General features: G+C 67.0%; 22 protein-coding genes. 15 read left to right on the forward strand and 7 right to left on the reverse strand.

Translation table 11 applies throughout. The features are described 5' to 3' along the window. Nucleotides 1–6 precede the first annotated feature (6 nt). Nucleotides 7–933: a DMT family transporter gene (locus AC3FKH_RS12420; protein ID WP_488675889.1), complete on the reverse strand. Its 927-nt coding sequence runs from the start codon at nucleotides 931–933 to the stop codon at nucleotides 7–9. A gap of 243 nt (nucleotides 934–1,176) precedes the next feature. Here AC3FKH_RS12420 and AC3FKH_RS12425 point away from each other — a divergent pair, with 243 nt between their 5' ends. After that, the gene (locus AC3FKH_RS12425) at nucleotides 1,177–2,175 is read left to right on the forward strand and encodes a Bug family tripartite tricarboxylate transporter substrate binding protein (protein ID WP_488675891.1); all 999 of its coding nucleotides are present in this window, start codon (nucleotides 1,177–1,179) and stop codon (nucleotides 2,173–2,175) included. Nucleotides 2,176–2,249: 74 nt separating this feature from the next. Then, nucleotides 2,250–2,729: a MarR family winged helix-turn-helix transcriptional regulator gene (locus tag AC3FKH_RS12430; RefSeq protein WP_488675893.1), complete on the forward strand. Its 480-nt coding sequence runs from the start codon at nucleotides 2,250–2,252 to the stop codon at nucleotides 2,727–2,729. A 73-nt stretch (nucleotides 2,730–2,802) separates the two neighbouring features. Here the strand turns inward: AC3FKH_RS12430 and AC3FKH_RS12435 are convergent, their stop codons facing one another. Continuing rightward, a complete protein-coding gene (locus tag AC3FKH_RS12435) occupies nucleotides 2,803–5,082 on the reverse strand; it encodes a xanthine dehydrogenase family protein molybdopterin-binding subunit (RefSeq protein WP_488675895.1) in 2,280 nt (759 codons plus the stop codon). A 94-nt stretch (nucleotides 5,083–5,176) separates the two neighbouring features. On the opposite strand from AC3FKH_RS12435, the gene AC3FKH_RS12440 reads away from it, so the two are divergent. Continuing rightward, nucleotides 5,177–5,920 carry a TetR/AcrR family transcriptional regulator gene (locus AC3FKH_RS12440; RefSeq protein WP_488675897.1) on the forward strand — a complete coding sequence of 248 codons (744 nt, stop codon included), beginning with the start codon at nucleotides 5,177–5,179 and terminating at the stop codon, nucleotides 5,918–5,920. A 27-nt stretch (nucleotides 5,921–5,947) separates the two neighbouring features. Here the strand turns inward: AC3FKH_RS12440 and AC3FKH_RS12445 are convergent, their stop codons facing one another. The 4 genes from AC3FKH_RS12445 to AC3FKH_RS12460 are packed head-to-tail and all read right to left on the reverse strand — an operon-like array spanning nucleotide 5,948 to nucleotide 9,279. Then, nucleotides 5,948–6,586 (reverse strand): N-carbamoylsarcosine amidohydrolase, encoded by a 639-nt coding sequence (locus tag AC3FKH_RS12445; protein WP_483710786.1) that lies wholly within the window; start codon nucleotides 6,584–6,586, stop codon nucleotides 5,948–5,950. After that, the gene (locus AC3FKH_RS12450) at nucleotides 6,579–7,658 is read right to left on the reverse strand and encodes a 2,5-dihydroxypyridine 5,6-dioxygenase NicX family protein (RefSeq protein WP_488675899.1); all 1,080 of its coding nucleotides are present in this window, start codon (nucleotides 7,656–7,658) and stop codon (nucleotides 6,579–6,581) included. Before AC3FKH_RS12450 ends, AC3FKH_RS12445 begins: the two co-directional genes overlap by 8 nt. A gap of 24 nt (nucleotides 7,659–7,682) precedes the next feature. After that, on the reverse strand, nucleotides 7,683–8,516 hold the full coding sequence (locus AC3FKH_RS12455; RefSeq protein WP_488675901.1) for an alpha/beta fold hydrolase: 834 nt from the start codon (nucleotides 8,514–8,516) through the stop codon (nucleotides 7,683–7,685). A gap of 10 nt (nucleotides 8,517–8,526) precedes the next feature. Further along, nucleotides 8,527–9,279 carry a maleate cis-trans isomerase family protein gene (locus tag AC3FKH_RS12460; protein ID WP_488675903.1) on the reverse strand — a complete coding sequence of 251 codons (753 nt, stop codon included), beginning with the start codon at nucleotides 9,277–9,279 and terminating at the stop codon, nucleotides 8,527–8,529. Nucleotides 9,280–9,645: 366 nt separating this feature from the next. Between AC3FKH_RS12460 and AC3FKH_RS12465 the strand changes: the two genes are divergently transcribed. The 6 genes from AC3FKH_RS12465 (at nucleotide 9,646) to AC3FKH_RS12490 (ending at nucleotide 17,338) form a co-directional block, all read left to right on the forward strand. Beyond that, nucleotides 9,646–10,806 (forward strand): FAD-dependent oxidoreductase, encoded by a 1,161-nt coding sequence (locus AC3FKH_RS12465; protein WP_488675905.1) that lies wholly within the window; start codon nucleotides 9,646–9,648, stop codon nucleotides 10,804–10,806. Nucleotides 10,807–10,933: 127 nt separating this feature from the next. Continuing rightward, on the forward strand, nucleotides 10,934–11,431 hold the full coding sequence (locus AC3FKH_RS12470; protein ID WP_488675906.1) for a (2Fe-2S)-binding protein: 498 nt from the start codon (nucleotides 10,934–10,936) through the stop codon (nucleotides 11,429–11,431). After that, nucleotides 11,428–14,346, forward strand: coding sequence for a c-type cytochrome (locus tag AC3FKH_RS12475; protein ID WP_488675908.1), 2,919 nt, complete (start codon nucleotides 11,428–11,430; stop codon nucleotides 14,344–14,346). The genes AC3FKH_RS12470 and AC3FKH_RS12475 overlap by 4 nt, the downstream gene beginning before the upstream one ends. A 446-nt stretch (nucleotides 14,347–14,792) precedes the next feature. After that, complete coding sequence (locus AC3FKH_RS12480; RefSeq protein ID WP_488675910.1) at nucleotides 14,793–16,193, forward strand: MFS transporter; 1,401 nt, start codon at nucleotides 14,793–14,795, stop codon at nucleotides 16,191–16,193. A 166-nt stretch (nucleotides 16,194–16,359) separates the two neighbouring features. Then, on the forward strand, nucleotides 16,360–17,010 hold the full coding sequence (gene upp / locus AC3FKH_RS12485) for a uracil phosphoribosyltransferase (protein WP_483710778.1): 651 nt from the start codon (nucleotides 16,360–16,362) through the stop codon (nucleotides 17,008–17,010). A 145-nt stretch (nucleotides 17,011–17,155) separates the two neighbouring features. Next, on the forward strand, nucleotides 17,156–17,338 hold the full coding sequence (locus tag AC3FKH_RS12490) for a DUF3149 domain-containing protein (RefSeq protein ID WP_483710777.1): 183 nt from the start codon (nucleotides 17,156–17,158) through the stop codon (nucleotides 17,336–17,338). A gap of 7 nt (nucleotides 17,339–17,345) precedes the next feature. On the opposite strand, the gene AC3FKH_RS12495 is transcribed toward AC3FKH_RS12490, so the two are convergent. Next, complete coding sequence (locus AC3FKH_RS12495) at nucleotides 17,346–18,872, reverse strand: helicase HerA-like C-terminal domain-containing protein (protein ID WP_483710776.1); 1,527 nt, start codon at nucleotides 18,870–18,872, stop codon at nucleotides 17,346–17,348. 206 nt (nucleotides 18,873–19,078) lie between these two features. On the opposite strand from AC3FKH_RS12495, the gene AC3FKH_RS12500 reads away from it, so the two are divergent. The 6 genes from AC3FKH_RS12500 (at nucleotide 19,079) to rlmH (ending at nucleotide 24,267) form a co-directional block, all read left to right on the forward strand. After that, nucleotides 19,079–19,804: a YebC/PmpR family DNA-binding transcriptional regulator gene (locus AC3FKH_RS12500; protein WP_483710775.1), complete on the forward strand. Its 726-nt coding sequence runs from the start codon at nucleotides 19,079–19,081 to the stop codon at nucleotides 19,802–19,804. Nucleotides 19,805–19,883: 79 nt separating this feature from the next. Further along, nucleotides 19,884–21,152: a phosphoribosylamine--glycine ligase gene (gene purD / locus AC3FKH_RS12505; protein ID WP_488675914.1), complete on the forward strand. Its 1,269-nt coding sequence runs from the start codon at nucleotides 19,884–19,886 to the stop codon at nucleotides 21,150–21,152. Nucleotides 21,153–21,329: 177 nt separating this feature from the next. Next, nucleotides 21,330–22,241: an oxygen-dependent coproporphyrinogen oxidase gene (hemF, locus tag AC3FKH_RS12510; protein WP_488675916.1), complete on the forward strand. Its 912-nt coding sequence runs from the start codon at nucleotides 21,330–21,332 to the stop codon at nucleotides 22,239–22,241. Between the two features lie 10 nt (nucleotides 22,242–22,251). Further along, nucleotides 22,252–22,974, forward strand: coding sequence for a nicotinate-nucleotide adenylyltransferase (locus AC3FKH_RS12515; protein WP_488675917.1), 723 nt, complete (start codon nucleotides 22,252–22,254; stop codon nucleotides 22,972–22,974). A 42-nt stretch (nucleotides 22,975–23,016) separates the two neighbouring features. Next, nucleotides 23,017–23,742 (forward strand): ribosome silencing factor, encoded by a 726-nt coding sequence (gene rsfS / locus AC3FKH_RS12520; RefSeq protein WP_488675918.1) that lies wholly within the window; start codon nucleotides 23,017–23,019, stop codon nucleotides 23,740–23,742. Between the two features lie 45 nt (nucleotides 23,743–23,787). Then, nucleotides 23,788–24,267, forward strand: a complete 480-nt coding sequence (rlmH, locus tag AC3FKH_RS12525; RefSeq protein WP_483729950.1) for a 23S rRNA (pseudouridine(1915)-N(3))-methyltransferase RlmH — start codon at nucleotides 23,788–23,790, stop codon at nucleotides 24,265–24,267.

Here is a 24,267-nt window from a genome sequence, read left to right on the forward strand (position 1 = left end):
GTTTGTTCAGTCAGGTTTGGCGTCGCCGCGCGGTCCTGCCTTGCGCGCCGACAACAGGTACATTCCGCCCAGCACCAGTGCGCTGCCCGCCAGTTGCACGCCGCTGACGGGTTCGTCGAGCAGCCAGAAGGCCAGGAACAGCGTCGATACCGGGCCGATCATGCCGGCCTGCGAGGCCATCGGCGCGCCGATGCGGGCCACCGCCACCATCGTCATCGATACGGGCAGCACCGTGCAGAACACCGCGTTGACGAGTGACAGCCACATCACCGGCGCCGGCTGCGCGAGTTCGGCCACGGGCCGGCCCAGCGCCAGGTATTGCAGCACGCAGCAGGCCGTGGACACGCACATCGCGTAGGCCACCAGCCGCAGCGAGCCGATGCGCCGCACCAGCTCGCCGCTCAGGATCAGGTAGATACCATACGTCAAGGCACTGCCCAGCACCAGCGCCCCGCCCAGCCAAACCGTGGGGCCGCTGACATCCAGGTCATGGGCGAACACCAGCACGATGCCGAGATAGGCCAGCAGCAGCGACACCCATTGCCGCGCGGCGATCTGGCGGCGGAATATCAGCGCCGTGGCCAGCAGCACGAACGACGGCGTCAGGAACAGGATCAGCCGTTCCAGTCCTGCCGTGATGTATTGCAGCCCCAGGAAATCCATGAAGCTCGACAGGTAGTAGCCGATGAAGCCGAGGAACACCACGCGGCCACGGTCGGCCCACGACAGCGCCGGCAGGCGCCGCGACTGCCACCAGCCGATCGCCATGAACAACGGCACGGCGAACAGCATGCGCAGCGTGATGACCATGACGGCATCCACGCTGTAGCGGTACATCAGTTTGGCCACGATGGCCTTGGCGGAAAACAGCACGGCGCCGACAGCCGCGATGGCCAGCCCCGAACGCTGCGGCGACGGCAGCGCAGCGGGCATGGCAAGAGATTTTGATGAAACTGGCACGGGGGAATTCACGCGGAGAGGCGGCCGCCGCAACCTGGCCGGCTGGGTCGGCAAAGACAACCGGACGATTGTATTCGAAAAGAAGCATGGGCATCGGCCTACCGCCCGGTATGCCTCTGCTAGTCCGCATTTGCCTACAATGGGCGCTTCCGCACGGACCTCCCGGCCGTGCCGGTGCCACAGAACAACACAACCCATAGAGGAGATTCCCGCACCATGCCGCAACGCCTTGCACTTCGCCGCCGTGCCACGCTGATCGCCCTGACGTTCGGTGCCACCACGCTCGGCACACTGCCGCTGGCCGCCGCCGCGGCCGATGCCTTCCCGGCCAAGCCGATCCGCTTTGTCGTCCCGTACGCTGCCGGCGGCACGACGGATCTCGTCGCGCGCACGGTCGGCCAGCGCGTCGCGGAGAAGCTGGGCCAGCCCGTGGTCATCGAGAACCGTCCCGGCGCGGGCGGCAACATCGGCATGGACGCCGTGGCCAAGGCCGCGCCCGATGGCTACACCATCGGCTTCGGCGCGATCTCGACCAATGCGCTGAATCCGCATATCTACAAGCAGGTGCCGTTCGACCCGCGCAAGGACTTCACCGCCATCAGCCTGCTCGGCACCTCGACCATCGTGCTGGAAGTCGGCCCGTCGCTGCCCGTCAAGACCGTGCCGGAACTGATCGCCTATGCCAAGGCGCACCCCGGCCTGACATACGCGACCGCGGGCACCGGCACGTCGATGCACCTGGCCGGCGCGATGTTCTCGCAGATCACGCATACGGGACTGACGCACGTGCCCTATAAAGGCAGCAGCCCGGCCATCAACGACATGCTCGGCGGCCATATCGGCGTGATGTTCGACAACCTGCCGGCCTCGCTGCCGCACATCCAGTCGGGCAAGCTGCGCGCGCTGGCCGTGGCTGGCAAGAGCCGTTCGCCGTCGCTGCCTGACGTGCCCACGCTGGCCGAGGCCGGCCTGACGGGCTATGCCGTGGAACCATGGTTCGGCGTCTATGGCCCGGCCAACCTGCCCGCGCCCGTGGTGCAGGCACTCAATGCGGCCTTCGTCGAAGCGCTGGGGCGCGCGGACGTGCGCGAGAAGCTGACGCAGGCCGGCTTCAACCCGAAGGGTTCCAGCGCGTCGGACTTGCAGACGCTGACGCTGCAGGAATACGAGCGTTTCGGCAAGGTGGCGAAGAGCGCGGCCATTACCGTCGATTAAGGTCCGGCACCGGCGCACCTGCGCTGCCTTCGTCGGTATACTCGGGGCACACCTTCCATCGCACCACGATCGACGTGCCCTCCTCTTCCGACCAGCCCGCCGGCAACATCGACCCCGGCTACGACTTCACCGAACAGGTGGGCCACTTGCTGCGCCGCGCATACCAGCGCCACGTGGCCATCTTCCAGCAGACCATTCCCGATTCGCAGCTCACGGCCGCGCAGTTTGTCGTGCTTTGCGCGGTCCGGGACCGGCAACCGTGCTCGCTCAATGAAGTGGTGCGGGCCACGGCGATCGACCAGGCCACGGTGCGCGGCATCATCGAACGATTGAAGTCGCGCCAGTTGGTCGCGGTATCGCACGATCCCAATGACCGGCGCAAGGTGGTGGTGACGGTGACGGATGGCGGGCTGGCATTGATCGACGAGACGGTGCCGTTTGCGAAGCAGATTTCCGAACAGACGTTTGGCAACCTGAATCCGGCCGAGCGCGTGGCGGTGACTTACCTGCTGCGCAAGATGAGCGAAATCGACGAGGGGAACGGGGCGGGTTGAGGGGAGGCATTTGTACTGCCGCCGGTTTGCTCCCCTCTCCCGCTTGCGGGAGAGGGAGCAGACAATCGGTCTGCTAACCCTGCCGGTTGCCCAACGCCGCCAGCACCGTCTCCGGCACAAACGGCGGCCGCCGCAACCGAACGTCCATCGCATCGAACAACGCATTGGCCATCGCAGGCGCCCCCGGCAGCGACGCGGACTCACCCGCGCCCAACGGCGGCTCCGACTGCCTCGGCATCAGCACCACTTCGATCGGCGGAATCTCCGGGAACGTCAGCAGCGGATAACCGCCCCACTCGCGGCTGGCTACGCCCGTGCCATCAAAGCGCACTTGCTCCTTCAGCACGCGGCTCAGCGTCTGCACCACGTTGCCGTGGATCTGGTGGCGCACGCCGTCCGGGTTGACCATCATGCCGGTGTCCTGGCCCACGACGACCTTTTCTACACGAATCTGGCCCGTGGCGACGTCGACAGAAATATCGAGAACCCATGCGGACCATGCCGCGCCGAAGCCCGGAAAGCGGCTGTGGATATAGCGCGCGTAAGCCACGCCACGGCCGCGCAGCTTGCCGTCCGCATCGGGTACGCCGCGTGAGCCCTGTGCGCCGCGCTGCCAGCCAGCCGCATGCGCCACGGCGCGCAGCAGATCGGCCGCGCGATCATCGGGCAGATGCCGCAGCCGGAAGTCGATCGGATCAGCGTCAGCCTCCACCGCCAGTTCATCGATCATGCACTCATGCGCGAACGTATTCGGCAATGCCGAAACCCCGCGCAACCACGACGCGCGCACGATGGCAGGCGTGTCGTCACAACCGATGCGACGGCCCCCGTAAGCGTATGGCGGCACGGCGGTGCGGTCGCCCATCTCAAGCATGCGCGGCGCATTGGATACCTGCCCAGTCAGCAGCAGTGCCAGCGTCGGCGCATCGTTGGACGGATAGCGGCTGACAAAGTCATAGCCGAGCAACTCGCCGCCGGCGCCCAGCGTCGCGCTGACGTCCATCAGTTGCGCCGCGCCCTTGGGCTCCCACAAGTGTTCCTGCTCGCGCGAGAGTTGCACGCGCACCGGACGGCCCACCGCGCGCGACAGCAGCACGGCGTCGGCGCAGACATCATCGGCGCAGTTGCGGCCGTAGCAACCGGCGGCCTCCATGCGCACGATCTCGATGCCGTCCTCGCCAAGCCCCGACAACCGCGCCAGGTCGATGCGCAACACATGAGGGTTCTGCGTGCCGGACCATACGGTGAGCCCATCTTCGCGCCAGTCCGCGACGGCGCATGACGGACCGATCGAGCCGTGCATTTGATAGGGCCAGACAAAATGGCGCTCGAGCGTGGTACCGGTTCCCGGTGCCGGCATCTCGCCATCGTCGAGCAGGTCGCGGCGCCTGGCCGGATTCGCGCGCAACGCAGGTTCCGGATCATCGAGTGCCGGCAGCGGCGGCACCGGCTTCCAGCGCACGCGCAGGCGGCGCGCAGCCAGCACCGCGTACTCCTCCCGCTCGGCCACCACGCCGACGAAATCGCCCTGCACGATGATATCGACCAGCCCCGGCACATCACGCACGGAATCGCGATCGACTTCCAGCAAGCTGGTTCCGACGAAATCGCCTGCATCCCGGCCGGAGTACGGCGGTCGCACAACGCGTCCATGAAGCATGCCGGGCACGCGCACGTCATGCACGAACGTCAGCACGCCGCGCGCCTTGTCGGGGATATCCACACGGCCCGCGCCACGGCCGACGATGCGGTATGCCTCGACCGGCTTGGTCTGCACGTCGTCGGCCAGCGGCAACTCGGCATGCCCGTCTGCCACCAGCGCGCCGTAGCCGATGCCGTCGGGCGCGCCTTTCGCGCGGAACACGCCGTCGTCGACCTCCAGCGTTTCTGGCGCCACGCCCAGCCTCTGTGCCGCGCGGGCCTGCAGCCACGCACGGGCCTGCGCCGCCGCACGCCGCAGCGGCATGGCGGAGATCTGGATCGACGCGCTCGCAATGGTCGGCCCCTGGTTGGGCGTGGCCTCCGTATGCCCCAGCACCATGCGCACTCGCGCCAGCGGCACGTCTAGTTCTTCCGCGACGATCTGCGCCAGCGCCGTGCGGATGCCGGTGCCCAGGTCGACGTGGCCGTTGAAGGCCAGCACCTCGCCGGTATCGCGCACGGCGACGAAGATGTCCGGCAGCGCCGGCACATAGTCCGAGGCCGCGCCCGGCTGGCCCGGCGCCGGCCTCGCCGCCGCCTGCGGGGCGCGCGTCACCAGCAGCACGCCGCTTGCCTGCAGCAGTGCCAGTCGCTGCGCGCGCGGGGTGGAGGCCTCAGCCTCGGGAACGGTGTCGAGGATTGTCGCAGTCATAGCTCTTTAATTTTGCCGCCTTGCATCAGGCGACACCGTCGATGCCGCCGTTATACTGCCTGCCAGACACAGACCTCATGCCGAGCCATCCAACATGACCATCAAGACCGCAACCCAGCGCGCGGCAGTCGGGACGCGCGCCCGGCAGGCCCAGGACAGCCGCGACCGGATCCTGAAGGCGGCCATCAAGGTCTTCGCGCAGCGCGGCTACGACGGCGGACGCATCGAACGGATTTCGACGCTCGCGAAGACCTACGACCGGATGATCTACTACTACTTCGGCAGCAAGGAAAAGCTGTTCGTCGAAGTCCTGGAGACCATCTACCTGCAGCTCAATGAAGCCGAGCAGAAACTCGAAGGCGAACTCGACGCCGCCGATCCGGTGCGCGCGCTCTCGCAACTGACCGACTTCGTCTGGCACTACTACCTCGAGCACCCGGAGTTCGTCGCGATCCTGACCAGCGAGAACATGAGCCAGGGCAAGCACGCGCGCAAGTCGGTGCGGCTGCGCGATATTTCCAGCTACGCGCTGTCCGTGCTCGACGGCATCCTGTCGCGCGGCAAGGCGGTGGGCCTGTTCCGGCCCGACGCCGGCGCGCGCGACGTCTACATGGTCATCGCCTCGCTCGGCTACTTCTACAACTCGAACCATCATACGCTCAGCGCCTTCCTTGGCGAACCCATGATGAGCCCGGCCGCGGTATCGCACTGGCGCGATGTGATGCAGCAGACCGTGCTGCGCGCCGTGGCGATGCCGGGCGCCATCCCCGATGCCCCGCCCGCGCCGGCGCAGCATTCCGGCAAGCCGGCCCGCAAGCGCCGCGTGGCGGCCGTCTGAGCGACGCATCGGTCGCAACGGCGCGCCTCAGGCCGCTGCTCGCACGCCTGGCGCAATCTGCGCAAGCGCTTCGTCGCGGGTCAGCACGGTGGCGTACTTCTGCTCCATGTCGAACAGGTTGGCCGCGTGCGGGCCGAGCGCGCGGTCACCGACGCAGTCCGACAGCACCAGCGGCCGGAAGCCGAGCGACATCGCATCGACCACGCTCGCGCGCACGCAGCCGCTGGTGACGCAGCCGGCCACCAGCAGCGTCTGCACGCCGCGCTGCGTCAGCCACGCCGCCAGCGACGTGCCGAAGAACGCCGACGGCACCGTCTTGCGCACCACATACTCGCCCGCAGCGGGCGCAAGCTCCGGCACGATGGCGCTGTTGTGGCTGTCTTCCTTCAGCGTCAGCATGCCGGGCACCTTCAGCGTGAAGATATTGTGGTCGGCGTCGTCATCGGCGAACACGATGCGGCTGTGCGCCACCGGCCAGCCCTGCTCGCGCGCCGCGCGCAGCAGCGGCTGCGTGTTGCGGATGGCCTCCGGGATATTGCCGCCGCCAAAGACCGCCGGATCGGCGAAGCCGTTGACGAAATCGATGATCAGCAGCCCGTATGGCGGCCGGATCTCCATGGCGGTGCCGAAGCCTTGCCGCTGGTAGGTCTGGACTTCTTCATGCATGGCGGGCTTCCTTGAACAGTGTGTTGACGGGCGCGTGGCGGCCATCCGTCACCTTGCCACGCACTACCACGGGTTCGCCATCGAGGCTGACCGTGCAATGGCGCACCGGGATATCGATATGGCAGGCGGTGGTCCGGCTGCCACCCGCTTCGTTGTTGGGGCCGAACGAGCACAGGAAGTTGCCTTCGTACGCGCGCGCATCCATGCCGATGGTCGCTTCGCGGTCGTACATGGCCAGCGCCGACCAGCTCGCGCGCGGCTGCAGGCCCCAGCCGATATGCGACATCGCATACGCTTCGGGATCGTTGAACGATGCCATGTAGTCGGCCAGCAACTCCGCATCGAGGCCGCCTTCGATCGCCTTCACATAGCCGGACTCGACCGTGATCCGGATCGGCTCCTGGATATACGACTTCATCGGCAGCAGGATGTCGCCGCGATCGAGCACGATAGTGCCGCTGGTGCCGCCTTCATCCGGCCAGGTCAGTACGAAGCCGCTCGGCCAGTGGTCCCAGCGGCCGGGCTCGTCGACGAAGCCGTATTCGCTGATCGCCGGGAATTCGCCGAGTTTGCAGCGCAAGTCCATGCCGGCATCGGAGACGATGTGCATTTCGCGCGCGCGCGACAGCCGCGCCGTGGCGGCCTTCACGCGTTTGCGGTCCGCTTCGGTGGGGACCATGCGCGCGAGCACTTCGGGCGGCTCCACAGCGAGCAGGATCTTCGTGCCGCCGCTCAGGATCTCATGCTGCTCTGGCGAGAAAAGCAGCGTCATCAGGTCGAGCACGAGATCGCTCGCCTTCAGCGCGGCGATGGCAGCAGGATTACCGGTCAGCGGCGTGGTGCCGAGATAGGCCAGCGCATCGCGGCTCAGCGCCTTCTCGCCATTGACCGGCGGCAGATCGAGCCGGTTGACGATGGCGCCCATCGACGCCGCGGCCACCATGGCCGTGCGCAGCGTCTGCGGATGCGTGGCCGCGCCGGTCAGCACGGTGACGGTCTGGCCGGCTTCCAGCTTCGACAGCGTGAGCACCTGCTTCCACGCCTGGGTCAGGTCGTAATCGCTTACGGGCATGTTCGCTCCTCCGATTCGCGGATATCAGGCCAGCGCGGGCAGCGCGGCACCGAGGAAATCGCCGAAGGCGCGGTAGAAGCCGGCCTCGTCGTCCCACGGGATCATGTGGCCGGCATCGGCGACGTGGCTCGCCAGCACGCCAGGCAACAGCGTGCGGATCTCCTGCTCGTCCTCATCGCGCACCACGTCGCCGCGGCCCGCGCGCATCAGCAGCGTCGGCACCGACACGTGCGGCAGGTCGGCGTGGATGTCGTCTTCATGGAAGCCGTTGAAGCTCGCGAGGATCGCGCGCTCGTCGCAGGTGTGCAGCCATTCGGCGCGCAGGCGCAGTTGTTCGTCGGTCCATGTCGGGCAGAAACGGCGCATGCCCTCGGCGTCGATGCCAGCGCGCGCGAGGCGGATGGAATCGATGTACCAGGGCAGTTGCGCGGGATAAGCGCGGCGGCCGGGGCCTGAGACCGGCGGATCGACCATCACCAGGCGCGTCATGCCCGCCGGGTGCTGGCGCGCAGCGCGAACGCCGATGCGTCCGCCCATCGAATGGCCGACGATGGCATAGCGCTGCAGGCCCAGTGCCTGTGCAAACGCGATCACGTCGGCAGCTTGCGCGTCGAGGCTGTAGTCCAGCGTGTCGCTCGCTTCCGACAAGCCCCGGCCGCGCACATCCAGCACATAAGTATCGAAGCGCTGGCCGAACTGCTCGCCGACAAAGCCCCAAGTGATGGCCGGGCTCGTGATGCCTGGCACGATGATCACGGAATCGCGCGATGCCCTTTCGCCATCGTTGCCGCCGTAGCGCAGGTAGTGCTGCCGGATGCCGTTGGCCTGGACGCTGCCGCCATAGAGGAAAGTGCTCATGGCGCGGCCCTCAGTAGGCGCCGGACAGCAGCGCGCCCGCGCCCGGCACGACCGGCTCCAGGTCGAGTGCGCGCAGCATCGCGTAGGTGGTGGCGATGGCCGCCGTGATCACCGGCTTGCCGGTCATGGCTTCAACCTTGGCCACGGCCGGCAGCGACGGCATCTGCACGCAGGCCGACAGCACGATGGCATCGACGTCGGCAATGTTCATCTGCGCGACGATGGCCGGCAGCTTCGCCGGATCGTGGCGGCCCACTTCGAGGTTGTCGGGAATCTCCAGCGCGCGGTAGTCGACGACTTCGTAGCCTTCGTTGCGGATGTAGTCCACCACCAGCTCGGTCAGCGGCTTCATGTACGGCGCGACCACGGCAATGCGCTTCGCGCCGATTACCTTCAGTGCATCGACCAGCGCACCGGCGCTCGTGATCACCGGCGCATCGCCGCCGTTCTCGACGGTGTGGGCCTTCAGGCGCTGCTCCGACTTGCGGTGGTAACCGTGGCCCATCGCCATGATCGCGACCAGGCAGGCGTAGCCGAGCACATCCACGCGTGCGTCGGATAGCTCGACGGCGCAGCGGTCGGACTCGGCGTCCATCGCGGCCAGTTCTTCCTTGACCACCTTCTTCATGCGCATGCGGCTCGAATGGAAGGTGAACCGTTCGGGGCGGATCTGCTGCCGTGCGTTCAGCATGGCCGGGATCTCGGTTTCCATCGTGGTGTTGGAGCTCGGCACGATCTGGCCGATTCGGAAAACTTTCTGCACTGTCGACTCCGTCATCTGGTTGTCTTGGGTATGCCTTGTCTACCCGGACGCTCCAGGCAGTCTTGCCAGGCGTCCGCGGTTGCGATTGATTGTAGTGTACACACTCTATATGCGCAAACACATTCTACGCGGACAAAAAGGCACTCATTCAGTGCGCACCGAACGGGAGCCTCCCGTGTTTAGCGCATAAATTCGCCGGTATTGGGCAATATGTGAAGATCATCACATCGACATCAGGGTTTTCCATAAGTTGATACAAATCTATCTTTACCTTGAATTTTGTAGTGTGTACACTCGTTTTCAACAACTGGCCGCCGAGCCGGCCCCCACACCATCGACCCATGTGTCACTGCCAGGAGAAATAACGTGCAAGGCAAACCGCGAATCGCAATCATCGGCGCAGGACTCGGAGGGACGGCCGCTGCCGCCCTGATGCAGCGTGCTGGCCTCCAGGTCAGGCTGTATGAACAGGCGCCGGCGTTCTCGCGGCTGGGTGCCGGCATCCACGTGGGGCCGAACGTGATGAAGATCATGCGGCGCATCGGCATCGAGGACGCGCTCAATGACATGGGCTGCCATCCGGACTACTGGTACAGCCGCGACTGGGACACGGGCGAGGTCTGCGCGCAGATTCCGCTGGGCGACTACGCGTTGAAGCACTACGGCGCCAGCTACCTGACCGTGCACCGTGGCGACTTCCACAAGCTGCTCACCGATGCCGTCGCGCCTGGCACGCTGTTCTTCAACAAGAAGCTGGAAAGCGTGACCGACCAGGGCGACGTGGTGCAGTTGCGCTTCACCGACGGCACCGTCGACGAGGCCGACATCGTCATCGGCGCGGATGGCGTGAACTCGCGCATCCGTGAAACCCTGCTCGGCGCGGAGCCGCCCAAGTACACGGGCTACGTGGCGCACCGCGCGGTGTTCCCGATCTCGCGCGTCAAGGGCTTTACGCATGACCGCTGCACCAAGTGGTGGTCGGACGATCGCCACATGATGGTGTACTTCGACACCAGCAAGCTCGACGAGATCTACTACGTCACCGGCGTGCCCGAGCCCGAGTGGGACATGAGCAAGAGCTGGGTGCCGAGCAGCATCGAAGAGATGCGCGCCGCATTCGACGGCTGGCACCAGGGCGTGCAGTCGCTGATCGAAGGCACCGTGGAAGTGACCAAGTGGCCGCTGCTGGAGCGCGATCCGCTGCCGGTATGGAGCCGCGGCCGCCTGGTGCTGCTCGGCGACGCCTGCCACCCGATGAAGCCGCACATGGCCCAGGGCGCGGCCATGGCGATCGAGGATGCGGCCATGCTCACGCGCTGCTTCATCGAGGCCGGCACGGACGACTACGCCGCCACCTTCGCGCTGTACGAAGCCAACCGTGCCGAGCGCGCCAGCAAGGTCCAGCTGGTCTCGCACAACAACACGTGGCTGCGCACCAACGAGAACCCCGACTGGTGTTTCGGCTACGATGTGTACAACGTGCCGCTGGTCTCGGCCGGACGCCCGCCGCTGTCGGCGGCAGCATGATGTCCGCCTGAGCCGACCCGCCCGTACCGCCGGCCTGGCCGCTGTACGGGCCCGACGCGCCACAGCCCCTCGCCATGAAGGGGCGCGGCGCAGCGCTGCGTGATGTTCAAACCGCCACCTGCCCCCGATGAACGCGCCCCGCCCCCTGACGCTTCATGTCAACCACGCCGACCATACGGTCTGCGTGGCGCCCGATACGCCGCTGCTCTATATCCTGCGCAACGACCTGGCCTGCAATGGCCCGAAGTACGGTTGCGGACTGGGCCAGTGCGGCGCCTGCACCGTGCTGGTGGACGGCACCGCCGCGCGCTCGTGCGTGCTGCCGGTGAAGGCGGTACTTGGCCATGACGTGACCACGCTGGAAGGGCTGGGCACGCCCGCGCATCCCGACCCGTTGCAGCAGGCATTCATCGACGAGCAGGCCGCGCAGTGCGGGTATTGCCTGAACGGCATGATCATGACCGCGAAGGCGCTGCTGGCGGAGAACCCCGACCCGAGTGAGGCGGAGATCCGCGAGGCGCTGCGCTTCAACCTGTGCCGCTGCGGCACGCATGTCGAGATCGTGCGCGCCGTGCAACGCGCAGCCATCCTGCAGCGCGAAGACGCGCACGGAGCGCAGTCGTGAACGACACGCTGGCGCCCCGCGCGGATGCCGTCGCCAAGGCGGCAAGCCCTCTCCCGCCTCCCCAATGCCTGGCCGTACATGTCTTGCGTCCGCCGGGGCTTCAATGGGGCGGTGGTCAGCCTCTCGTTGCACGTCTGCTCGGCGCGGACCGGGACGCCGCAGCCGCAATGCCGGGCGTGCGAGCCGTGGTCGTGCGCAACAACTTCGCCGGCGTGGCGGCCGACTCCGATGAACAGGCCGCCCATGCGGCGGCTGCACTGCGCGCGCGCTGGTCCGCACCGCCCTCACCGGAGACGGTGCCCGTGCAGCGGCGTGCGCTGGCACAGCGTGGCGACGCAGCCGGCGCACTCGAACAATCGCGTGCACGCCAGGCGCAGCATTACCAGTGGCCGCTCGCCGGCATGCAGGCGACGACAGCCACCTGCACGGCCATCGCCGACTGGCGCGATGGCGCCCTGCGCGTCTGGCTGCCCAGTGCGCGCCCTGGCGCATTGCGCGAAGAACTGGCTGCGTTGCTCGGCATTGCCGAGCCTCAGATTACGCTGGCGTGCTGGCAAAGCGCCGACGACAGCGCGGACCCGGGCCTGCTTGCACACCACGCCGCTGCCGATGCCGCACTGATGGCGCACGCCGAGGGCGGCTGCGTGCGCCGCACCATCACCGCTGAGGACGTTGGGCTGGCCGATGCAACACTGGACTGGCTGATCGACAGCGCGCACGCTGGTGCCGTGATCGACGCGTATGCCGCCACGCTCGGTGGCACCGCCGCACCCGCCGTACCGCTGGCCTTGTGGCTGACGCACACGGTGGCGCCGGTGTCTGATGTCGTCGCCAACGCGCAAGCCGGCGCGTTGCCGCCGTACCGCATTCCCAACATCGATATCAGCGCGGCCGGCGCGGAGGCCGGCTCGACAGGCACGCCACTGGCTCGCGCGCAGGTCTTTGCACAGGAATCGCACGTTGATGAGATCGCCGCCAGCGCTGGCACCGATCCGGTAGCGCTGCGGCTCGACCACCTTGGAGATGCGCGTGGCGCAGCGCTGGTGCGCGACGTGGCCGAGCGAGCAGGATGGACGCCGTCGGCACAGCGGTCAGGCATCGCGCGCAGCGGCAACGTGCGCCGTGGCCGCGGGTTCGCCTACGCGCATGTGGTGGAGGACGACGCCGCGCAAAGTTGGTCGGCGTGGGTCGCGGAGGTGGAAGTCGACGGCACCACCGGCGAACTCGCCGTCACGCGTGTGACCGTTGGACACGACAGCGAATCGACGCTGCCACAGCGCGCCACGCAGGCATCCCCCGCTCTGGAACAGATGGTCGCGCAGGCCGCAAGGCAGCTGACCGCTCAATCGGCGGGCTTCGATGCATGGCCCGCCGAGCAGCCCGGGACTTCCGAGAGCAACCTGCCCGCCGTTGCTGGCACCACGGTGCCCGAAATCCGCATGGCCGGATCGCTTGCCACGCGCAATACGCTGGCCGCCGGCCCCGCCGCGACGCTGCCCGCCGCAGCCGCCGTCGCCAACGCGATCTTCGATGCGACCGGCATACGGCTACGCGAACCACCGTTCAGCGCCGATCGCATCCGGCTGGCACTGGACTCGCAACAACCAGGGAAGCGGCGCAGCAATCGCGGCTGGCTTGCCGCGGCAGCGGCGGCGGCGGCCGGACTCTGCGCCACCGTGCTGCCATGGCGCGCGCCCATCGCCCCGGTCGCGCCGACAGAGCCTGGCTTCTATTCGGCCGCGACACTGGAACGCGGAAGGCTGGTAGCCGCTGCCGGCGACTGCGCGGTCTGCCATACCGCACCGGGCGGCGTGAAGAATGCCGGCGGCCTGGCACTGGAAACGCCGTTCGGCACGGTCTACAGCACCAACATCACGCCCGATGCCGAGACCGGTATCGGCAACTGGTCGTTCACCGCCTTCGAGCGTGCCATGCGTGAAGGCATCCATCGCGATGGACGCCGCCTGTATCCCGCGTTTCCCTATACAGCGTTCGCAAAGATCAGTGATGCCGACATGCAGTCGCTGTACGCGTACCTGATGTCGGCCGAGCCCGTGAAGACCAGCGTGCCGCGCACCGAACTGGCCTTCCCGTTCAATATGCGCCCGCTGCTGGCTGGATGGAATCTGCTGTTCCACCGCAACGAGCAGTTCAAGCCGGATGCCTCACGCTCCGCGCAATGGAATCGTGGCGCTTACCTGGCCGAAGGGCTGGGCCACTGCAGCGCCTGCCATTCGCCGCGCAATGCACTGGGCGGCGAGAAAGGCGGTCGTCACTACCTCACCGGCGGCACCGCCGAAGGCTGGGATGCGCCCGCGCTGACCGCGCTGTCGCGCGCACCGGTACCGTGGACAGAAGACGCTCTGTTCACGTATCTGCGCGGCGGCTACGCGGTGCACCACGGCGCCGCTGCCGGACCGATGGCGCCTGTGGTGGAAGAACTGGCGCTGCTGCCCGAATCCGACGTGCGCGCTATTGCGCATTACGTCGCGTCGTTCAGCGCGCCGCCACCCGGGCCTGCACAGATCACCGCGCAGGCCGCGCAATACGAGCAACGCAGCGCCGAAGCGGCCAGATCGCTGGGCGGCCCTGCAGCCCGCCTGTACCAGAGCGCGTGCGCCGTGTGCCACCAGCCGGACCAGGGCATGCGCCAGTTCGGCGTGAAGCCCTCGCTGGCGCTGAACACGAACCTGCACAGCGACCGGCCCGACAACGTGATCCAGGTCCTGCTGCAAGGCATGCCGGCACCGCCGAACAGCACGCTGGGCGCCATGCCATCCTACGCAGACAGTCTCGACGACACGCAGATCACGGCCCTTGCGCAATACCTGCGTGCGCGCTTCGCCCCCGACAAACCCGCGTGGCGGGACGTGGAAGCCACCGTTGCGCGGCTGCGCGCGACGCCTGCGCACTGACAACAGACGAGACCTGCGCGGCGCGCGGGAAAACCCCAAGGAGAAAACCGCAGATCGGCCTTGCCGGCCCTTTTCATGTAGCTTACGCTGAATGACCATGTAGCACGCACTACATGAGTGCGAACAGAGCATGCAGCGGTGCACTGCGGCACAAGGACCGCGCACCACGATGACGTGCCACGATAAATACAAGACCAGAAATCCACCAAGGGTAGACAATAAGGAGTCACGATGACGAATCCGCATCACCCCCGCATGACAAGAGTGCGCCCGGCATAGTTCTCGCTTCGCCAGATTGCAGTCCCCCAGCGTTACGTTGCAATCGGCGGCGCGACAGCATCACCCGTCTGTCTGGACCCGCGCGGGTCCGGCCCCCTGCTTCGACAGACGTGTGCTTCCGGGTTCAGGAACCAGCCCTCTAATAGACTGTTAGACAGGTAGACAACATGTCGTCATCCATTTCATCCATGCCTTCCACGCCCCTCGCCGAAGCGTCGATCAGCGCTGCCCCGCCGTCGAACGCGAGGACTGCGAGCTCCCAGACCATCACCATCGAGGAAGGCATTCGCGCTGCTGGCGTCGGCCGCTTCCAGTACCGGCTGTTCGTCATCTTCGGTCTGGTCTGGCTGGCCGACGCGATGCAGGTGCTGTCGATCGGCTTCACTGCGCCATCGATTGCCAAGACCTTCGGCATTCCGGTTCCGACTGCGCTGCAGAGCGGGACGCTGTTCTTTGTCGGGATGCTGATCGGCGCGTTCATGTTCGGCCGCCTGGCCGACCGCATCGGCCGCCGGCCCGTGCTCATGATGGCGGTGGTCATCGATGCCATCTGTGGCGTCGCGTCGTCGTTCGCACCGGATTTCCAGTGGCTGCTGGTGCTGCGTTTCCTGACCGGCATCGGCGTCGGCGGCACGCTGCCGGTCGACTACACCATGATGGCCGAGTTCCTGCCCTCCGACCGTCGCGGCCGCTGGCTGGTTCTGCTGGAGTCGTTCTGGGCCGTCGGCACGATCCTGCTCGCCGTGCTGGCACTGATTGCCGTTTCGCACGGCGATGCAGCCTGGCGCCTGATCTTCCTGGTCACCGGCATCCCGGCGCTGGTCGGCCTGGTCTGCCGCTTCTACGTGCCCGAGTCTCCGCTCTACCTGAACAAGTCGGGACGCTCTGCGCAAGCACGCGCGGTGCTGCAGCGAGTGGCGGCCGCCAATCGCGTTTCGGTTGAAATCGGCACGCTGGAACCGCAGAAGATGGAGCGCAAGTCGGTGCTGGCGCTGTTCGAGACCGGCTTCCGTCGTCGCAGCATCAGCCTGCTGGTGGCGTGGGCGCTGATCTCGATCGCCTACTACGGTGTCTTCGTCTACCTGCCGGTGAAGCTGGCGGGCCAGGGCTTCGGCTTCATGCGCGGCCAGGTCTTCCTGATCCTGCTCGCACTGGTGCAACTGCCGGGCTTCGCACTCGCCGCGCATGGCGTCGAGCGCTGGGGCCGCAAGCCGACGCTGATCGGCTTCCTGCTGCTCAGCGCCGCGGGCTGCATGCTCTACAGCCTGGGCCAGTCGCCGACGCTGGTGGTTGGCTCGACCCTGCTGATGAGCTTCTCGCTGCTCGGCACCTGGGGCGCGCTCTACGCCTTCACGCCGGAGGTGTACCCAACCGACCTGCGCGCCAGCGGGATGGGCACGGCCGGCGCCATGGCGCGCTTCGGCGGCCTGTTCGCGCCGGCCATCGTTGCCCCGGTCATGGCCACGCATTTCACGCTGGCCCTGGTGCTGCTCTCGTCGTTCCTGGCCGTGGCGGCGCTCGCGATCTATATGGTCGACATCGAGTCGAAGAACCGCGCGCTCGACTGACAGCCGGTTAGCACGGCAGGCTCGGAAACGTAGCGACTGGCACGGGCCGCCGCAGCCGCGCTGCGGCCCGCTTCCATTACAATCGCGCTACCACGGCGCGGCGCCCTGGTTCACAAGACCGGGGCCGCCCGCTTCACCCTCTCCCGCCGAGCCCTTCGCCGCCGCCATGAAACAAGACCCGCGTTTCCCCAGCCTGTACATCCTCGACCACCCGCTGATCCAGCACAAGCTCTCGCATATGCGCGACCGGGACACGTCAACGCGCACGTTCCGCGAGCTGCTGCGCGAGATCACGCTGCTGATGGGCTACGAGATCACGCGCCACCTGCCGCTGACCACGCGCCATATCGAAACGCCGCTGGTACCGCTGGAAGCCCCGGTGATCGCCGGCAAGAAGCTGACCATCGTGCCGGTGCTGCGCGCCGGCGTCGGCATGAGCGATGGCCTGGTGGAGCTGATCCCGTCGGCGCGGATCGGGCATATCGGCGTGTATCGCGACGATCAGCATCGTCCGGTGGAATACCTGGTGCGCCTGCCTGACGTGGAAGACCGCAGCTTTATCCTGTGCGATCCGATGGTCGCCACCGGCTATTCGGCCGCGCATGCCGTCGATGTCCTGAAGCGCCGCGGCGTGAAGGACGACGCCATCACTTTCGTCGCCCTGGTGGCGGCCCCGGAGGGCGTGGAGGTGTTCCAGAAGGCGCATCCGAACGTGAAGCTGTTCGTCGCCTCGCTTGACAGCCATCTGGACGAACACGCGTACATCGTTCCGGGCCTCGGTGACGCGGGCGATCGTTTGTTCGGCACCAAGAACTGACTTGCAGCGGGCGTGCTGCCCGCTCGCCATCTTTCCCGCTGTCGCGAGCTTGATCCTACTCAATGGCTCGCGCGGCGCGGCTCCCTACACTCGACGTCGCACCGCAAATGCGTGCAACCCGTCGAACTCTCACAGGGAGAACCGCATGGAAGCCTTCAAGATCCTCTTTACGACCAGCACCGGGCTGATGAGCCTCGGCGTCATCGTCTTTATCATCGGCATGGCGTGGTTCTTCGCGCGCCTGTTCAGCCGCAAGATGCGCGAAGACGCGGCCGCCGCGAAGGCCGCAGCGGAAAACCGGCCGGCATCGCAGACCGGCACACGCTGAGCGGCGCCTACTTTTTCTTGCCGCCGCCCAGCAGGCTGCCCAGCACGCCGCGGATCAGTTCGCGTCCGACCTGGGAGCCCACGGTACGCGCGGCCGACTTCGCCATCGATTCCAGGATGGAATCGCCGCGGCCGGTCTTGCCGGTACCCTTGGTCAGCGAGCCGAAGATCTCGCCGGCGGTACCCAGCCAGCCGCCCTCTTCGGCCGGCGCACCGGCTGTTGGCTTCTGCGCCGTGGCGCCGCCACCATTGCCCGCCGGCGCCACGCTGCCGCGCAGCTTCTCGTAGGCCGACTCGCGGTCGATCGTCTTTTCGTAAGTCCCCGCCACCAGCGACGTCGCGATCAGCTGCTTGCGTTCGTCGTCGGTCACCGGGCCGATGCGGCTACCCGGCGCCAGCACCCAGGCGCGCTCGGTCACGCCCGGCGTGCCCTTGGCATCGAGCAGCGACACCAGTGCCTCGCCCACGCCTAGCTCCCCGATAACCTTCTCCACATCAAGCTTCGGGTTGGCGCGCATGGTGGTGGCCGCCACCTTCACCGCCTTCTGGTCGCGCGGCGTGAACGCGCGCAAGGCATGCTGCACGCGGTTGCCGAGCTGGCCCAGCACCGTGTCGGGGATATCGGCCGGATTCTGCGTGACGAAGTACACGCCAACGCCCTTGGAGCGGATCAGCCGCACCACCTGCTCGATCTTGTCGAGCAGCGCCTTGGGCGCGTCGGTGAACAACAGGTGCGCCTCGTCGAAGAAGAAGACCAGCTTCGGCTTGTCGAGGTCGCCGGCCTCGGGCAGCTTCTCGAACAGCTCGGACAGCATCCACAGCAGGAACGTCGCATAGAGCTTGGGCGAGTTCATCAGCTTGTCGGCCGCCAGGATGTTGACCACGCCCTGGCCCTTGTCCGTCTGGATGAAATCTTCCAGGTTCAGCATCGGCTCGCCGAAGAACACGTCCGCGCCCTGCGACTCCAGCGCAACCAGGCCACGCTGGATCGCGCCGATCGACGCCGCGGAGATATTGCCGTACTCGGTGGTGAACTGCGCCGCGTTGTCGCCAACGTGCTGGAGCATGGCGCGCAGGTCCTTGGCGTCGAGCAGCAGCAGGCCGTTGGCGTCGGCGATGCGAAACACCAGGTTGAGCACGCCCTGCTGCGTGTCGTTCAGTTCCAGCATGCGCGACAGCAGCAGCGGCCCCATGTGCGAAATGGTGGCCCGCACCGGATGCCCCTTCTGGCCGAAGACGTCCCAGAGCGTGGTCGGGCAACCGCCCCAGGCCGGTTCCGGCAGGTTCAGCTCCTCCAGCCGCGCCTTGAGCTTGTCCGAGGGCTGGCCCGGCATGGAAATGCCGGTCAGATCACCTTTGACGTCGGCCATGAAGACCGGCACGCCCAGCCGCGAAAACCCCTGCGCCAGCGTCTGCAGGGTCACGGTCTTGCCGGTACCGGTGGCGCCGGTGATCAATCCGTGCCGGTTGCCCATCTGCGGCAGCAGGGCCAGTTCGTGCTCGGCGTTCTTGGCGATCAGGATAGGTTCGGCCATGGTGTCTTGGATCGGGAAGCGTGGCGGACGGCCACAGGCGCGGCACGGACAGGGCCGCGTGATAAAATCACGGGCTGATTATAGCCAGCAGCCGGGTCAATACGTCACCCGGCGCGGCCGCTTCTACCGCGCTATACCACGCTGTACGGCGCCCGCAAGCTGCAGCCTTCCCGCACAACCTCACGTTTTCCGCTTCGGAGAGAATCATGGCCGGTCACTCGAAATGGGCCAATATCAAGCATAAGAAGGCCGCCGCAGACGCCAAGCGCGGCAAGATCTGGACCCGCCTGATCAAGGAAATCACCGTTGCCGCCAAGCTCGGCGGCGGCGATGTCGACTCCAACCCGCGCCTGCGCCTGTCCATGGACAAGGCGATGGACGCCAACATGCCCAAGGACAACATCCAGCGCGCGATCCAGCGCGGCGTGGGTGGCCTGGAAGGCGCGAACTACGAGGAAATCCGCTACGAGGGCTACGGCCTGAGCGGCGCCGCGATCATTGTCGACTGCCTGACCGACAACCGCGTGCGTACCGTGGCCGAAGTCCGCCACGCGTTTTCCAAGCACGGCGGCAACATGGGGACCGAAGGCTCGGTGGCCTTCATGTTCACCCATTGCGGCCAGTTCCTGTTTGCCCCGGGCACGCCGGAAGACAAGCTGATGGACGCCGCGCTGGAAGCCGGCGCCGACGACGTGGTCACCAATGACGACGGCTCGATCGAAGTCACCTGCCCGCCGAACGATTTTTCCGCGGTCAAGGCGGCCCTGGAAGCCGCCGGCTTCAAGGCCGAAGTGGCCGACGTGGTGATGAAGCCGCAGAATGAAGTCGAGTTCACGGGCGACGACGCGGCGAAGATGCAGAAGCTGCTGGACGCCCTGGAAAACCTCGATGATGTGCAGGAAGTCTTCACCAACGCGGTCATCGAAGAGTAAGTAGACTTAGTTAGCCCTCGGGCGGCAGCACGATCAAGCTGCCGCCTTTTTGCATGCGTATCTTTTCTGGCAGTGGATCATGAAAGTATTGGTTGTCGGCTCGGGTGGACGTGAACACGCGCTGGCGTGGAAATTGGCCCAATCCCCCAAGTTGCAGGTGGTGTATGTGGCACCGGGCAATGGCGGGACCGCGCTCGACAAGCGCCTGCAGAATGTTCCGCTGACGGATCCGCAAGTGCTGGCCGCCTTTGCCGAGCGCGAAGGCGTGGCCTTCACCGTGGTCGGCCCCGAAGCGCCGCTGGCCGCCGGCATCGTGGACGTGTTCCGCGGCAAGGGCCTGCGCATCTTCGGCCCGACCCAGGCTGCGGCACAACTGGAGTCGTCGAAGGACTTCGCCAAGGCCTTCATGCACCGCCACGGCATTCCGACGGCGGCCTACCAGACCTTCGCCGACGCCGCCCTGGCCCACGCCTACATCGACGCGCAAGGCGCGCCGATCGTGATCAAGGCCGATGGCCTGGCGGCCGGCAAGGGCGTGGTCGTCGCCATGAACCTGGAAGAAGCGCACGCCGCCGTCGACATGATGCTGGCCGACAACAAGCTTGGCGATGCCGGTGCGCGCGTGGTGGTCGAGGAGTTCCTGGAAGGCGAGGAAGCCAGCTTCATCGTGCTGGTCGACGGCAAGAACGTGCTGGCACTGGCCACCAGCCAGGACCACAAGCGCCTGCTGGACGCCGACGCCGGCCCCAACACCGGCGGCATGGGCGCCTACTCGCCCGCGCCGGTGGTCACGCCCGCGCTGCATGCGCGGGCGCTGCGCGAGATCATCGTGCCGACCGTGCGCGGCATGGAAAAGGACGGCATTCCGTACACGGGCTTCCTGTACGCCGGCCTGATGATCGACAAGGACGGCAACCTGAAGACGCTCGAATTCAACTGCCGCATGGGCGACCCGGAAACCCAACCGATCATGGCGCGCCTGAAGACCGACCTGGTCGACGTGATGGACGCCGCCGTGTCCGGCAAGCTCGACGAAGTCGAACTGGACTGGGATCGCCGCACCGCGCTGGGCGTCGTGATGGCAGCCTATGGCTACCCTGACTCGCCGCGCAAGGGCGACGCCATCACCGGCATCCCGGCCGAAACCGATGACAGCGTGACCTTCCACGCCGGCACGACGCTCAAGGACGGCACGCTGCTGACCACGGGCGGCCGCGTGCTGTGCGTGGTGGGCCTGGCCGATACGGTCAAGGCCGCGCAACGCGCCGCCTACGCCGCAGTGGAGCAGATCCAGTTCGATGGCATGCAATACCGTACCGACATCGGCTACCGCGCCATCAAGCGCTGACCGCCGATGTGGCGCCGCCACGAGGCCGTACCGGCCGCTGGCGGCCCGTCACAGGCGGACGGCTGGCGCCGGCAAGTGCCTCGCCAGCCGTTACAATCGTGACACACCCATGACGGCCGTGCCGGCCAGACGCCGGCACGGCCGCCCTTGCATCCGGGGCCCGCGCCCCTACAAGCCATGATCGATTCCCAGGCAGTCCGTGCCTACCTGCTCGGTCTGCAAGACCGCATCACCGACGCCGTCGCCGCCATTGACGGACAGCCATTCCTGACCGACGCCTGGGAAAAGCCGCCCACCGAGCGCCTGCGCGGCAGTGGCCGCACCCGCATCCTGGAAGGCGGCGCCGTGATGGAGCGTGCCGGGGTTGGCTTTTCGCACGTGACCGGCGATACCCTGCCCCCATCGGCCAGCGCCAACCGGCCCGAGCTGGCCGGGCGCGGCTTCGAGGCGATGGGCGTATCGCTGGTCTTCCATCCGCGCAATCCGTACGTGCCCACCGTACACATGAATGTGCGCTGCTTCATCGCCACCAAGCCTGGTGCCGATCCGGTGTGGTGGTTCGGCGGCGGCATGGACCTGACGCCGTACTACGGCAATACCGACGACTGCACCCATTTCCACCGCACCTGCAAGGCATCGCTGGCACCGTTCGGCGATGCGTTGTATCCGCGCTTCAAGCAGTGGTGCGACGAGTATTTCTTCCTGAAGCACCGCGGCGAGGCGCGCGGCATTGGCGGCATCTTCTTCGACGACTTCTCGACGCTCGGCTTTGAACGCAGCTTCGAAATGATGCGCAGCGTCGGCGATGCCTTCCTGACCGCCTACCAGCCGATCCTGGAGCGCCGCAAGGACATGCCGTACGGCGAGCGCGAGCGCGACTTCCAGGCCTACCGCCGCGGCCGCTATGTGGAATTCAACCTGGTATTCGATCGCGGCACGCTGTTCGGATTGCAGTCCGGCGGCCGCGCCGAATCGATCCTGATGTCGATGCCGCCGCAGGTGACATGGCGCTACGACTGGCAGCCGGAACCGGGCAGCGCCGAAAGCGCGCTGTACACCGACTTCCTGCCGGCGCGCGACTGGGCCTGACGGCAACCTTATGGCACATCCCAACCAAGACGCCGTGCCGGCCGCAGCAGCCGGCAAAGACGCCCGCCCCTATCGCCTGGGTATCCTGGGCGGCACTTTCGACCCGCCCCATCTCGGCCACCTGGCGCTCGCCAGCCTGTGCATCGACCATCTGGCGCTGGATGAACTGGTGTGGATCCCGACCGGCCAATCGTGGCAGAAGAGCGCTGACGTGACGCCCGCCGCGGACCGGTTCGCCATGACGGAACTTGCCGCCGCCGCGCTGACCGGCACTTCGGCAACGATTCGCGTGAGCCGCATGGAAGTGGATCGCGAAGGACCAAGCTACACCATCGACACCGTGCGCCACCTGCGCGAGGAGTATGGCCCGCAAGCCTCGCTCTGCTGGCTGATGGGCGCCGACCAGCTCCTGCGACTGCACACCTGGCACGGCTGGCAGGAATTGTTCGCCCACGTGCACTTGTGCACCGCCACGCGCCCCGGCTTTGCGCTCTCGGAACTCGAAGGGCCGGTGCGCGAAGCGCTGGCCGCGCGCCACGCCGACACGCACCTGATACAATGCACGCCCTCCGGCCGGATGTGGATTGACCAGACCCTCGCTGTCGACTTGTCTTCCACCGGCCTGCGCCAGCGCCTGGCATCCGGCTTGCCAGCGGATGACCAACTGCCGGCTGGCGTGGCACACTACATCGCGAGCCAGGGGCTCTACCGCCCCGCATCAGGCCAGTCCTGAACTGGCCGCCCCCCAATGAATTCAGCTGAACAAGAACGCACCATGGATATTCGCAAACTGCAACGCGCCATCGTCGACGGCCTCGAGGATGTCAAAGCGCAGGACATCAAGGTGTATGACACCAGCCACCTGACCGAACTTTTCGACCGGGTGGTGATTGCCAGCGGGACATCCAACCGCCAGACCAAGGCGCTTGCAGCGTCGGTGCGCGAGACAGTGAAGGATGCCGGCGGCCACATCATTGCGGTGGAAGGGCTGGAAACCGGCGAATGGGTGCTGGTCGACTGCGGCGATGCGGTGGTGCACATCCTGCAGCCGCAGCTGCGCATGTACTACAACCTGGAAGAAATCTGGGGCGACAAGCCGGTTCGCGTGAAGCTGGCCGCCGCCAAGGGCCTGGCCAAGGCCAGCGAGCCGATGGATGACGACGAAGAAGACGCGCCGGCACCGCGCGCGCGCCGCGCCACCGGCCTGCGCCCGGCCCTGGCCCGCCTGCCCGAAGGCATGAAGGAACCGTCGCCACCGATGGGCCACGAGGACACCGATCCGGACGCCATCGCCACCATCCGCAAGCCGCGCAAGACGACTTCGGCCACGAAGACCGCTGCCACCAAGACTCCGGCCACGCGCGCTGCCGCGCCGCGCAAGACGGCCGCCGGCGCCCCGGCACGCAAGACCGCCACGCGTACCACCGCGACCAAGACCGCTGCTGCCAAGACTGGCGCCGCCAAGCCGGCCGCCCGCAAGCGCACCACGCGCTCGGCCTGAGCCTGAACTTGCGCGCGCGGCTCCGGCCGCGCGGCAATGCACCCCATGCAACTGGTCATCGTGGCGGTCGGCCACAAGATGCCTGGCTGGATCGAAACCGGCTTCAACGAGTATGCCAAGCGCATGCCGCCGGAGTTGCGCATCGAACTGCGCGAGGTCAAGCCCGAAGCCCGCTCGTCTTCGAACAACGCCGCTACCGTGATGCAGCGCGAAGCCGCTCGCATTGACGCGGTGCTGTCGTCGCTGTCGCGACAGTGCCGCATCGTGGCGCTGGATGAGCGCGGGCGCGACTTCACGACGGTGCAGCTCGCCGGCCAGCTCACCGACTGGCAACGCGAAGGCGGCGACGTTGCGTTCCTGATCGGCGGCGCCGACGGCCTCGATCCCGCGTTGAAGGCGCGGGCGCAAACGCTGCTGCGGCTGTCCAGCCTGACGCTGCCGCACGGCATGGTGCGGGTGCTGCTGGCAGAGCAGCTCTACCGCGCCTGGTCGGTCACGCAGAACCACCCCTATCACCGGGCCTGA

Source organism: Cupriavidus sp. 21MJTG02-4 (assembly GCF_057798975.1).